The organism is uncultured Campylobacter sp. (genome assembly GCF_938045465.1).
Taxonomy (GTDB): Bacteria; Campylobacterota; Campylobacteria; order Campylobacterales; family Campylobacteraceae; genus Campylobacter_B.
On record NZ_CALIBF010000049.1, the window covers coordinates 1 to 13286 of the forward strand.

The 13286-nt window shown below is 45.0% G+C and carries 12 protein-coding genes; 4 read left to right on the forward strand and 8 right to left on the reverse strand.

Annotation, left to right across the window (positions count from 1 at the left end; genetic code table 11):
• The 6 genes from metG to mqnE form a co-directional block, all read right to left on the reverse strand.
• On the reverse strand, window positions 1-1421 hold a 1421-nt coding region (metG, locus tag Q0413_RS02645; protein ID WP_298987016.1), incomplete at its 3' end, for a methionine--tRNA ligase.
• A gap of 29 nt (window positions 1422-1450) precedes the next feature.
• Window positions 1451-2152, reverse strand: coding sequence for a type II secretion system protein (locus tag Q0413_RS02650; RefSeq protein WP_298101350.1), 702 nt, complete (start codon window positions 2150-2152; stop codon window positions 1451-1453).
• A 27-nt stretch (window positions 2153-2179) separates the two neighbouring features.
• Complete coding sequence (locus Q0413_RS02655; protein WP_298987018.1) at window positions 2180-3406, reverse strand: hypothetical protein; 1227 nt, start codon at window positions 3404-3406, stop codon at window positions 2180-2182.
• Between the two features lie 112 nt (window positions 3407-3518).
• Window positions 3519-3968 carry a phosphoribosyltransferase gene (locus Q0413_RS02660; RefSeq protein WP_298987020.1) on the reverse strand — a complete coding sequence of 150 codons (450 nt, stop codon included), beginning with the start codon at window positions 3966-3968 and terminating at the stop codon, window positions 3519-3521.
• 15 nt (window positions 3969-3983) lie between these two features.
• Window positions 3984-5279: an NCS2 family permease gene (locus Q0413_RS02665; protein ID WP_298987022.1), complete on the reverse strand. Its 1296-nt coding sequence runs from the start codon at window positions 5277-5279 to the stop codon at window positions 3984-3986.
• An 18-nt stretch (window positions 5280-5297) separates the two neighbouring features.
• Window positions 5298-6380: an aminofutalosine synthase MqnE gene (gene mqnE / locus Q0413_RS02670; protein WP_298987024.1), complete on the reverse strand. Its 1083-nt coding sequence runs from the start codon at window positions 6378-6380 to the stop codon at window positions 5298-5300.
• A gap of 141 nt (window positions 6381-6521) precedes the next feature.
• Between mqnE and glmS the strand changes: the two genes are divergently transcribed.
• Entirely contained in the window at window positions 6522-8339 is a 1818-nt protein-coding gene (gene glmS / locus Q0413_RS02675) for a glutamine--fructose-6-phosphate transaminase (isomerizing) (protein ID WP_298987027.1), read from the forward strand.
• A gap of 60 nt (window positions 8340-8399) precedes the next feature.
• Complete coding sequence (locus Q0413_RS02680; RefSeq protein WP_298987029.1) at window positions 8400-9533, forward strand: hypothetical protein; 1134 nt, start codon at window positions 8400-8402, stop codon at window positions 9531-9533.
• A 671-nt stretch (window positions 9534-10204) separates the two neighbouring features.
• Here Q0413_RS02680 and tgt read toward each other — a convergent pair.
• The gene (gene tgt / locus Q0413_RS02685; RefSeq protein ID WP_298987031.1) at window positions 10205-11371 is read right to left on the reverse strand and encodes a tRNA guanosine(34) transglycosylase Tgt; all 1167 of its coding nucleotides are present in this window, start codon (window positions 11369-11371) and stop codon (window positions 10205-10207) included.
• Between the two features lie 163 nt (window positions 11372-11534).
• The gene (locus tag Q0413_RS02690) at window positions 11535-11735 is read right to left on the reverse strand and encodes a transcriptional regulator (protein WP_298987034.1); all 201 of its coding nucleotides are present in this window, start codon (window positions 11733-11735) and stop codon (window positions 11535-11537) included.
• 165 nt (window positions 11736-11900) lie between these two features.
• Between Q0413_RS02690 and Q0413_RS02695 the strand changes: the two genes are divergently transcribed.
• Together Q0413_RS02695 and Q0413_RS02700 are read left to right on the forward strand one after the other, a co-directional pair.
• Window positions 11901-12236 carry a hypothetical protein gene (locus tag Q0413_RS02695; RefSeq protein WP_298987036.1) on the forward strand — a complete coding sequence of 112 codons (336 nt, stop codon included), beginning with the start codon at window positions 11901-11903 and terminating at the stop codon, window positions 12234-12236.
• 2 nt (window positions 12237-12238) lie between these two features.
• Window positions 12239-13090, forward strand: coding sequence for a hypothetical protein (locus Q0413_RS02700; RefSeq protein WP_298987038.1), 852 nt, complete (start codon window positions 12239-12241; stop codon window positions 13088-13090).
• The last annotated feature ends 196 nt before the right edge of the window (window positions 13091-13286 follow it).

The following is a 13286-nucleotide window of genomic DNA, read 5'->3' on the forward strand; positions in this document are numbered from 1 at the left end:
ATTTCAAAGCCCAGAGTGTCCGCGATCTGCGTCGCCGTCTGCGGCATAGCGGGGCTTAGCAGCACGGCAACTTTAGCCAGAATATTTGCAACCAATGCGACGAGAGCCAGTGCCTTAGCCTGCTCGCCGTTTTTCATCAAATTCCACGGCTCGTATTTTGCAATCGAAGCGTTCGCAAGAGCAAGCGCCCTCCAAAGCTCCTCCAAGTATCTATTGGTAGCGACCTCCTCAAGCGCACTAAGCGCGGCGCTCAGATAGGAGCTTGCTTCCTCGATCTCGGCGGTGAAAAATTTCATCACGTCTTTAGAATTTATGACGTAATCCGAGTATTTTGCGCTCATGCCGACGATGCGGCTGAGTAGATTTCCAAGCTCGTTGGCAAGCTCGGAATTTACGCGGTTTATGATCGCTTTTTGCGAAAAATCGCCGTCTTGACCGAACGGTACCTCGCGCAGCAAGAAATACCTAAACTGCTCCAGCCCGTAGGCATTTGCGACCTCACGCGGATCCACGACGTTGCCCAGGCTTTTGCTCATCTTTTTGCCGTCTCGCGTCCACCAGCCGTGAGCTGCGATGCTGCGCGGCATATTTAGTCCCAGGCTCATCAAAAACGCAGGCCAATAAACGGCGTGAAAGCGCAAAATGTCCTTGCCCACGATGTGCAGCGCGTCGCTCCAATACTCCATCCGCTCGCCGCCCGCGCAAAATCCAAGCGAGCTAAGATAATCCATCAGCGCGTCCAGCCAGACGTAAATCACGTGCTTCCGATCATTTAGCTCGGGCGGAATTTTAACGCCCCAATCAAAACCCGTTCTCGTGATCGAAAGATCCTTCAGGCCGCTTTTTACGAAGCTTATGACCTCGTTTTTTTTGCCTAGGGGAAGGATGCACTTTTCATCCTCGTACCATTTTAAAAGCCGCTCTGCGTAGGCGCTAAGCCTGAAAAAATAGCTCTCCTCTTTTAAAATTTTAGTCTTTTTGCCGCAGTCGGGGCAATACTCGCCGTCGATTAGCTGATTGGAAGGGAAAAAACTCTCGCAGCTTACGCAGTAGTTACCCTCGTATTCGCCCTTATAAATGTCGCCCTTTTCATACATCTTGCGAAATACGTTTTGCACCGCCGCCTCGTGCGCGGCATCGGTAGTGCGCGAAAACATATCATAGCTGATGTCAAACTCGTCCCACAGGTCTTTAAATTTAGCGCTTACGCCGTCTGCGTACTGCTTTGGGCTCTGGCCGTGCTTAGCTGCGGCCTCCTCGATCTTTTGGCCGTGCTCGTCGGTGCCCGTTTTAAAAAACACCTCGTGTCCTTGCAAGCGGTAAAATCTAGCCATCGTATCGGCGATGATCGTCGTGTATGCATGACCGATATGTGGGACGTCATTTACGTAATAAATCGGCGTCATTATATATTTTTTCATCATTCTCCTTAAGCGTTTCTACCGTAATTTTATTGCAATGCTGAACCGGTATTGGAAGCCAAAGTATAATTTACATATCCGGTCTCGGGCTGGATAAAAATATCGGCGATCTCGCCCGCGGCGTTAGTAAGTCTGATAACGCATGGATTTTGTCCTACAAAAAGCTTATCATATGGCACGTTAGAGTTCGCTACCTGCCCCATAGGACGCCCATAAGAATCAAAGACTATAGTTTGATTTGCCCGGTCTCCACAATTAGTAAATTCGACATTTCTAATATCGTAGGTTTTGCTTAAATTCAACTTCTTATTGATTCTTTCGGCATTTCTATTTATCGCTTGATTTTGAAAGCCGGCACTTAGAATTTTATTTGGATTTTGCGGATCTATGGCAAAATCAACCCTTGATAGATCAGACAGATCCGCACTACCGTTAGGATTACCGCTCATAGTGCTATCATAATACACAGTGTAAGTCCAGCCCTCCGCACTTCCTTTGGCGTTGGTATAACTAAACTGAATCCTCCAAAGCTTCTTAAACCAATTCGGATCGTCGGGATCGAATTTATTATCGTTCATCGCAAGCTGCTGCGTGTAACGAATATGCGCGGCAACCTGATCGGCCGCCTCCACTAAACTGTTTCGATTGATTTGAGGCACTGCCACGGCCGCTAAAATTCCAACCACCACGATGATGAAAATCAGCTCTATCATAGTAAATGCTTTTTTCATAATTTTTACCTTTCATAAAAATTTTGTTTATATTTTAACATAAAATTTCGCAATTCGCACGCCTCGCTTGTAAATATCTATATTTTGTATCGAATTTTTATGATCCGAGACATATTCCGGCTCATCCGCATAGATAAAAGCGCTATCCCCGCTAGGCAGTCCGTAAAATTTCAGGCGCAGGCAGAGCCTCTCGTCTTCGCAGCTTACGCTTTTTACTCCGCGATTTTTTAACTCACTTGCCAGCTGCCTAGCTACGTCAAATTTATATATGAAATGCCGCTGCGGTTTGTTTGCGAACATCGCCTCATACATCACATCGCTAAAAATCACTGCAAAATAACTCACCGCTAAGCTTACCAGCGTCACACCCACGGCGATCTTGTGAAAGGTGCGAAATTTAGGTAACCTGACGCGATATGAGTTAAAAAGCACGCGGATAATCAAAGGTGTAGCGATGACGCAATACGGCAGCATCATCTCAAGCGGCACGCGCTGTCTTAGAGAAAAAAGCATCGTTAGACAAAGCGCACTCGTGGCGATGAACCATAGCAGGCTCTTTTCCTCTTTGATCCAAATTCTATAGATCGTGTAGATGAAAAATAAAAATACTAAAGGCGAAAACGCGCCCGCAAAAACGCCCACGGTGTCTAAAAAATACCCCTTTGGCTTGCCCTCCGAGCTTACGTCGTAAAAGATCACGCTGAAGCTAAATAGCGCTATGCAAAGCAGCAAAAGCTCCTTTTTGCGCGTATAAAGAGCCCAAATTCCAAAGCCCACGTAGAGCATAAAAAACGCTCTATCGATCAGGGCGCAAGCGGAGAGAAGCACGAAAAGCGCGATATTGTATTCGCTCTTTGCAAAATATATCGCTAGCAGCGTGAAAAAAACGATGATGCCTGCGGGATTTAGCAAGATCGCGCTGCTCATCGAGGCAGGAAGCGCCATAAATAGCGCCGTAGCGACAACGCGGTCGAAGCGACGCTTTAGAATAAATTTTGAAATTTTATAGATCATCGCGGCATTTGCGAAGTGGATCAAAATAAACGGTATGCGCAGGGCATAGTCGTTGCGCCCGAAAATTTCGCAGCTTAAATTTGCGATTAGCGAAACGAGGGATTTTTTATCGTAAAAAATTTCAGCCTCGTAGTAGCTGATACTTAAATTTGAGATCGCATAAAGCAAAAATATGCCCTGAAACAGGCACATTATGGAGATTACGAAAATTTCGTTTTGATAAAGCTTCTTCACTCTCATCCTTGCTGCGGGCACTTTAAATTTACGACCTAAATTTTACGGCCGAAATTTTATAAAATTTAAGCCGTCGAATCATTTAAAATTTAGCCGCTAAATTTAACCGCACGCCGCTTCATTCCTCTATCGTATAATTTTCCCAAAAGAAATTTATCCACTCATCCGTCTTTGAAATTTTAAAATCGGGCTGGATAAGCGCCTTGGGTTTATAAAAAATCACCGCGGTTTTAAGCTCTATTTGCGGGAATTTCTCCAGCAGCACGCGCTTGATCTCGACCATGCTGTCGCCGCTGTCGATGATATCGTCCACCAGCAGCACGCGCTTGTAAAGCTCTAGATCGGGCACGTTGAAAACGTCGATAGTGTCGAGCTTTTTGGTGTCTGCGTAGTGGATGGAATTTATCGAAAATATCGTCCGCATATCAAGCGCGTTGGCTAGCGCGTGACCGAATGTAAGTCCGCCTCTAGCTATCGCCACGATCGCATCGGGCATGAATTCGTCCCTAACCTGCTTTGCCATAACTCTTGCGTCGCGATCCATCTCGTCAAAACTATAAAATCTCATATCTTTCCTTAAAATTTAATGCATCAAAAATACTAAAACGCTGATAAATCCAAGCGTCAAAACGCCTAAATTTAGATCCTTTATCCTGCGCTGAGCAAGCCTAACTACGATATATGCGATGAAGCCGAAGCTTAAGCCGTTGGTGATCGAGTAGGTAAAAGGCATCAAAAATACTATGAAAAACGCAGGGATTAGAATTCCCGCGTCGCTATAATCGATCTTACCAAGCTCACTAAACATCAAAACCCCGACCATTACGAGGATCGGATAGATTGCATTTGCGGGGATCGCCTTAAATAGCGGTAGCATAAACAGCGTCAGCACGAAAAATATAGCGCAAAATACCGCGGTAAGCCCCGTGCGGCCGCCCGCTTCCACGCCGCTGGCGCTTTCAGCAAATGCAGTAACCGTGCTCGTTCCTATAACGGCTCCTGCGACGCTACCTATCGCATCGGAGGTTAAATTTCTAGATAGTTTTTTCATGCCGTCTTTGCTATTCTCTCCAAAAAGCCCTGCGCGGTTTCCTACGCCGGTTAGAGTGCCGATACTATCGAATAGATGCGTAACGAAAAATGTGATTATAAAAGGTACGAACGCGAGCTTTAGCGCTCCGGGGATATCTAGCTTAGCAAATATCGGCGTTATGCCGCTTGGCGCGCTTACTATGCCATGCGGTGCGGGCGAAATTCCAGCCACCCACGCAACGCACGAAGTAATCAAAATGCTTAAGATAAACGCCGCCTTGATTCTAAGCACGAAGAGCACCAGCACGACCGCTAAGCCTAAAATTCCAAGCAAAACATTTAGATCTTTTAAATTTCCTAAAGTTACTAGCGTCGCCTGACTAGGCGCGATGACACCCATCTGCTTAAGTCCGATGAAGCAGATAAAAGCGCCGATACCCGCGCTTATGGCGCGACGCAGATCAAGTGGGATAGATTTGATAACCCAAACGCGAAAGTTCGTAAACGAAAGCACGGTAAAAAGCGCCCCGCTTATCGCTACGATGCCAAGTGCACTCTGCCACGGCATCTTCGCATCCACGCACAACGCAAAGGTAAAATACGCATTTAGCCCCATGCCGACGCTAAGTGCAACGGGGGTATTTGCAAAAAGCCCGTTAAATAACGTCGCGATTATCGTAATAAGCGCGGTTGCCGTAACCAGCGCATCAAACGGCATACCTGCGATGCTCATAATGTTAGCGTTTACCGGCACGATGTAAATCATCGCCAAAAACGTAGTAAGCCCTGCGATAAGCTCCTGCCTTACCGACGTTTTTGCCGCGGCGAGATGAAAGAATTTCTCCACTTGCTCCTCCTTTAGAATTTATTCGTAAATTTCGATCTGATTATACAAGCTATCGCGCTCTACGGGCACAAAGCCCGCCGTGCTGATCATATCGATAAAATCACGCTTGCTCTGCCCTTTTTTGCTGCCGGCGCCGGCGCTGCTTTGAATGCTTTCGTTCTCGATCGTGCCGTCAAGATCATCCGCGCCGAAATCCTGCGCCACGAGAGCTAAGCTTAAGGTCGAAGTCGCCCAATACGCCTTGATATGCGCGACGTTGTCGAGTAAAATTCTACTAATCGCGATCGTTTTTAAAATTTCGACCGAGCCCAAAAAGCCCTTCACGTCCAGGTAGTTGTTCTCGCGCTGATACACGAGCGGGATGAAGGCGTTGAAACCGCCGCCGTTAGCGCGAGAGAGGCTCTCATCTTGCAGCGCGCGGATGCGCAAGATGTGATCGATGCGGTGAGCGCGGCTTTCGATATGGCCAAAGAGCATCGTGGCGTTGCTCTGACGCCCGCGCGCATGCCACAGCGAGTGGATACGTAGCCACTGCTCGCTTGAGACCTTGCCTTTGCAAATTTTATCGCGCACGTCCTCGTCAAAAATTTCGGCGCCGCCCCCGGGCATCGAATCCACGCCGCTTTGCATCATCAGCTCTATTGTCTCTTCGTAGCTCATCTTCCACTTTCGCCGCCAGTAATCGATCTCCGCCGCGGTCATCGCCTTGATGTGCAGAAGCGGATATTTTTGCTTTATCGCTTTGAAAATTCCCAAATATTGCTGCGGCGTAACGAACGGGTTGTGCGAGCTTACGATATGAATCTCCTTCGTGCCGCGCGCTACCGTCTCATCCACGATACGCATGATCTCATCATCGCTCATCGTGTAAGCCCCGTAGTTCTTACGGTGCGCCGAAAATGCGCAAAATTTACAGGTATCTGCGCATAAATTCGAAGGATTGATATGACGATTTGCGTTGAAATAGACGTTTTTGCCGTTTTTTTCTTTGCGAATAGCAAAGGCGAATTTGCCCAGATCGAAAAGGTCCAAATCCCATAACTTCACGCCGTCTTCGTAATTTAATCTCTCGCCGCTTTGTAGTTTTTCTAAAATTTCCATCGATTTCCCAAGCCAAATTTTAAAGCTATTATATAATTTTTTGCTTACAAAACGGATAAGCGGACTAAATTTAGAGCCGAATTTCGTTAATTTAAAATAGCGTAGTAAAATGGGCGCCAAATTTTAAACAAGGAAAGCAAAATGTGTGGAATCGTAGGCTACATAGGAAATGCCGAAAAGAAAAAAATCATAATAAACGGACTGAAAGAACTTGAGTATCGCGGATACGACAGCGCAGGGCTTGCCGTGATGGACGAAAGTGCGAATATAAAGTATTTCAAAGCGGTCGGCAAGCTTAATAATCTCGAAGAAAAGATGAAAGATTTCACTTCGCAAGGCTTTGGCGTCGCGATCGGTCACACTCGCTGGGCGACGCACGGAAAGCCCACCGAGCTTAACGCGCATCCGCATTTTGGAGATTTTAGCTTCGTCGTGCATAACGGCATCATCGAAAACTACATCGAGCTAAAGGACGAGCTCGAAGCGGACGGCGTGAAATTTTTAAGCCAGACCGATACCGAAGTGATCGTGCATCTTTTTGAAAAAAATTTCAAGACTAGTAACGACGCATTTAAGGCATATGAGGCTACAATTAAACGACTAAAAGGCGCATACGCTACGCTTTTAATCACGAAAGCAGCACCCGGAGAAATTTTCTTTGCTAAAAACGCAGCTCCGCTCATCGTCGCAAAAAACGATAAAAACGAAATTTTCTTTAGCTCCTCGGACGCTCCGCTCATCGGGCTTGCGAATACGGCTGCGTATCTGGACGATCAAATTTACGGCGTCGCAAAGCTCGGGCAAATCGATGTTTTTAAAAACTCTAAACCGCATAATTGCGCCTTTAGTGAGCTTCCGAAAGATAAAGGCTATGCGCAAAAAGAGGGCTTTAGATTTTTTATGGAAAAAGAAATTTACGAGCAAGCGCAAGTCGTAACCGAAGCGATGATGGGGCGCGTAATAAAGGGCGGCAAGATAAAATTTGACGAGCTTGACGCGGCGATGTTTGAGGGCATCGACGAGGTCGTGCTATGCGCCTGCGGCACAAGCTATCACGCCGCACTCGTAAGTTCGTATCTTTTCGAGCGCATCGCTAAAATCCGCACGAAAGTGGAAGTTGCTAGCGAATTCCGCTACAAGGAGCCATTTTTAAACAAAAATTCCTTATTTATCGTGATCTCGCAAAGTGGCGAAACCGCCGATACCCTAGAGGCGCTACATATCGCTAAAAAAGCTGGTCTTAGGACGCTTGCGATCTGCAACGTCGATAACAGCTCGATCGTGCGCATGGCGGGCAGCGTGATCCTCACCCGCGCCGGCATCGAAAAGGGCGTAGCATCTACGAAGGCCTTTGCGACACAGGTTATGGTGCTATGGATGTTCGTCGTGTATCTTGCAAATCTGCGCGAAGTCATCTCGGCGCGCATAAATTCCGCTGAAATTTCAGCGATGCTTCATATCCCGCAAATTTTAAAGATCAAAGACGGCTTGCAGGATAAAATTTACCGCATGAGTAAGCACTATCTGCACGGACACGGCTTTTTCTTTATCGGGCGCGATATTTTCTATCCGCTCGCTCTTGAGGGCGCGCTCAAGCTCAAAGAGATCTCCTATCTGCACGCGGAAGGCTATCCAAGCGGCGAGATGAAGCACGGACCGATCGCTCTTGCCGATTCTAATCTCTTTACGGTTGCGCTGATGCCAAAGCATTTGCTCTACGAAAAAACGAAAAGCAATGTCGAAGAGCTTGCCGCGCGCGATGCGTATATTTTAGCCATCAGCCCGGAAGAACCAGAGATCGCGGATGATTTTATCAAAACGAGCGAGCAGAGCCACGCGATGAGCGAGTTTTTTGAGATGATGATAATTTTACAAATTCTAGCTCTTGAAATCTCCGTCAGACTTGGCAACGACGTAGATATGCCGCGAAATTTAGCCAAAAGCGTCACCGTAGAATAATCGTTTTTTAAGTTCATTTTGACTAATATTTCTCATTAAAAAATCGGGGAATGTTAGTATATGAGACTTATCGGATTTATCAGAGGTGAAAATGTCATAGTCGCCACAGGCGGGGTCGAGTATAGCTACGAAATGCTGGGCGAGCGCGATTCTACCTTAACGGACGGCGATGAGGTAAGCTTCGACACGCTAGCATCCAGCGCGATAAATATAAAGCGCGTCGAGGGCTCCAAATCCAAAGACCGCGTAGCGCAAAAAGTAACCCCACAGCCAAAAGAATCTGCAAAGCAAAACAATGAAATTTTTGGCGATAAGGATTTTGCAGAAAATAATATATCAGAAGCGCCATCCTTTCAAAGCTCCACCGAAAATATCGCAGAGGATAAATCCGCCGTAAAAGAAACGAAGGTCGCAAAAAAATTTAAGAATTTTAAATTTAACCGCAAAGCTAAGCCTACGAGTGCAAAAAAACCGAAATTCTTTGGATTTGAGTTCGTCCAAACCGATGATCTGCGCACTACGCAAAGTGTCGAGAGTAAAATTTATACTTCATCTATCCGCAAGGAAGGACTTAAATCCATAATCCTGCCCATAGTGCCGATAGTCATTATTTTGATATTCCGTTCGCAAATCGCAAGCATATTTCTATCTTTTTCGCAGATCGAAGCTTATGTCAATCAAGACACGGTTTATATGGTAATGGATCTGCTGATTTTCCTTAGTTTTGCGCTATTTTATCTGCTGCCGCTTAACCGCGCGATAAACCTACTCTCCATAGCGACGCACGATCAATACCCGATGCGTCAAATGGCGAATTACAACGTCTTTATCATCCTGTGCGTCATCTCTACGATCCTGCAGGATAAGAGCCTGGGGCTGGATGAGTTCGAGCAGATTTTCATCTGCGGCGTGATCGGATTTGGGCTAATTTCGTTTTATTATAAGTTCAAAGCGTTTGCATTTATGTTTTTCAAAACCGCAGGCTCGATCCTATTTGCTCCTGCGCTGCTTGTGGAGCTCGCAGCTATTATTTTCATCGGTATCGGCGACCGCTATACTGGTGCATCGATAAAATTTATGGAGCTAACGGGGCTATTTTTTGCGAGCACGGTATGGAGGTACATCATAATTTTTATCGTTATGTCGCCGCTTTATTTCCTTGGATTTTGTATGTTAAGGCGGATTAAAAAATAATTCTGCGAAATTTTACTGCAAATCTCGCTATGATTAAATTTTACTACGATAGAATTCCACTAAAAATTTCATCGCAAAATTTAGCGGGGATTTGAACTTTATCAAAGTAAAATTCTACCGCATTAAAATTTTATCGAAATAAAATTCTATAACTTTAGGCGCAGATCGCACGCCCTAAAACAATATATGTCTTTTATATGCGTTAATGCACGCTTACAAAAATACCAGTGTGCCTGCGAAATTCCGATACAATGTCCCTCTTTTATTTGACAAAAGCCATAGCAATTTTACATCGCGTCTGTAAAATCTTACCGCTAAATTCCATCTTTAAATCTCGCGCGCTCAACGCATATCAAAGCAGAATTTTATCCACGTAATTCGGCGCGAAATTCAAAGCTAAATTTCACATCGCATTCTACGGCGAAATTCCAATACATAGCTCTATCATAATAAAATTTTGCCGAAATAAAATTCTAATCGATACAAAAATCTAAGCGCGGATTCAAATCAAATTTAAAGCTATGGGCTCTGCGCTCCGCAGCTAATTAAATTTCATCACCAAATTTTGTCGCGTTTAAATTTAGCCGTCCGCGCGCCGTATTAAAATTCCGCCCCACTACCGCGGCTAAATTTAACTATCGCGCTAAATCCGCGCCCTCGCCTGCTGAAATTTAATCTCGCGCCCCGCTTCGTGCGGCGTAGAATTCACGCCTAAACTCCGCAAACCGCCCGTGCACGATCGCCTCTCTCATATCCGCGGCAAGGCGCAGGTAATAATGCAGATTGTGAATGCTAGCCAGGCGGTAAAAGCTAAGCTCGCGCGCGCGAAATAGATGATTTAGATAGCCGCGGCTGAAGCGCTTGCACGTGTAGCAGTCGCAGTGCGGATCGATCGGATCGTGATCGCTGATAAAGCCCGCGTTTTTGATGCCGATCTTGCCGAAGCTCGTAAATAGCGTGCCGTTGCGGGCATTGCGCGTAGGCATCACGCAGTCGAACATATCCACGCCGCGAGCGACGTTTTCGACGAGATCCTCGGGCGTACCGACCCCCATCAAATATCGCGGGCGCGCCGCATCGACGTATGGCATCATGGCTTCTACCGTGTCGTACATCAGCTCGTTTTTCTCGCCCACGCTAAGCCCTCCGATCGCAAGCCCGTCAAAGCTCATCTCACACAGCGCTTCGGCGCAAAATTTGCGCGCCTGCGGGTCAGTGCCGCCCTGGATGATACCGAAGATGTTTTGATGCGCGTGTAGGCCGCGAGATTTCATGACCTCGTGATAATCTATCGCTTCGCGAGCCCATTTTATCGTGCGCGCGACGCTTAGATCGATACGCTTTTTGAGCCGCGATCTATCATCGCAGCTCAATGCGCCAGGCTCACGCGGCAACTCCACTAAATCGTCCAAAATCATCATAATATCGGAGTTTAGCTCATACTGCGTATCGAGCACCGAGCGCGGTGTGAAATAATGCATACTGCCGTCGATGTGGCTTTTAAATTTTATGCCGCCCTCGTCGTTTTTGGTGTTTGCGCGCAGACTGAAGGCCTGAAAGCCGCCGCTGTCGGTCAAAAAGCTGCGAGGAAATTTCGTAAATCCGTGCAGCCCGCCAAACTCCGCCACCACCCGCGAGCCCGGGCGCAGATACATGTGATAGGTATTAGCAAGGATGATTTGCGCGCCCAGGAGCTGCACTACGTCCGTCGCATCAAGCGCCTTGACCGCGCCCACGGTGCCGACCGGCATAAAAACGGGGGTGCGGATCGTGCTATGCGCCGTGCGGATCGTGCAGGCGCGCGCCGCGCCGTCTGTGGCGTCTATCTTAAAATCCATCGTGATCCTTTAAATTTAGCTTCTTGCGCGCACTCGGCGCGAAATTTTAAAAAGCGATTGTAGCGAAATTTAAATTTGCGGCAGGTAAATTAAGGAATTTTATAGTATTAAAGTTAGAATTTTAAAGAATGCTGTGCAAACACGCAACACAACGTCAATAAGATTAAAGAGCTTTCGTATTTTTATCTTTAGTTTCGTTTGAAAATTCTAAAAGCTTTTCGTAGCTTTTTCGCATATGCTCGATGGTATCATCTATCGCAAGACCTTGCATGATAACGCGATACAAATTTGGACGCGTTTTTTTCCAATTTCTTAGTGTTTGCACATCTACGCCCAAGTATCCTGCTATATCTCTTTTTGTCATTTTCGCCCCATTTTTTAAACGATAGACTATAAAAAAGAGGTTAAATTTCCAACAGCATAATATTTACTATTTTTAGGATTATAAAGCATAAATATTATGCTTTATAAGTTTATATTTATATTATATTTAATATAATTTTAATCAAAATTTTCGTAGGAGCAAAAAATGAAAAGAGACAATACAATAGAGTGCGAGAGGTTCTTTTCATATAAGAATGACGAGGAGTTGGAACTGCTATACCAAGATGACTGGTTTTGCGTAGTTTTCGGGACAGCCGAAGATATGAATAAAAAATCTATCGGCATAAGATGGATTATAGATAAGAAAGGCGATAAAAACCCTAAAGGATATCCATATGAAAGATATGTAAGATTACCCTGGTGTTTTAGCGAAGGTTTTTTACAAACGATTTTAGTAAATAAAAATCCAAGCGGACAAGTGATATGCAAAAGCGAAAATATAGAAGAAGCCATAAAATACTTTAAAAATTTAAAGGATTAAAAATGAAAAAATTTATGTTCATCTCTTGCCTGCTGATTTTTGTGTGCGGTTGTGATGGCGATATAGAGGGACAAAGCAGCGAAGTAAAAGAAGTCAGACAATTTCACAATGCAAACGGTGCATTAGTAAGAGAAGTCCCTTATAACGAAGCAGGGCAAATTCATGGAATTGCAAGAGAATGGTATTCAAATGGCGATTTTAAACTAGAAATGAGATATAAAAACGGTAAAAAGGATGGACCGTTTAAGCAAAGCATAGGTTCTGGAATGATAAAAGAAGGAAACTATAAAGACAATAAACTTTTAGGCTCTGTCAAAACAAATAATGAAAACGGGATACTCATAAAGGAAGAAATATATGATGAAAAAGGAATACTTTTAAAAATTACATCTTGGTATGATAATGGGCAGAAAAAAAGCGAAACTGACTACGAAGATGGTTATAAAACAAAAAATTATGTAGAATATTACGAAAATGGACAATTAAAATCTCAATATGATGACGTTGGAGAAAAAACATGGTATGAAAATGGACAACAAGAGAGCGAAGAAAATAATGATGGAACATGGCGTAATTGGTACAAAAATGGTCAACTAAAAAGCGAGCGCGACAGCAATAAAACATCACGTTATTGGTATGAAAATGGTTATATACGAAGAGTATCGAAAACAAATAACGATGGCAAAGAAGAATTTATGGAATGCAATGAGAACGGAATTTTGACTAGCATAAAGCTATTAAGTGATGACAAAACGGAGTATATTAGCCTATATAATAGACGAGATATTCAGGAACTTATAAAAGAGGCTGGAATTAATGAAAATGATTTATGCAAAACGGGTTTTCTCAAATAAGTTGACAAAAATTCCTTATCGGCAGTAGAACTTGTGCAAAGTCCTACTGCCCAACACACCTAAGCGCTTTTGCGTATACGACGGCGTCTTTTTGGTGCAGTCTTGGCCGCGCTAGTCGCTGTAGAGTTTGTCGATACGCTTCCGCCGCTCGCCGCACTTGAAGCATCTATCGCATCATCTTCGGTGAAATTTAAAT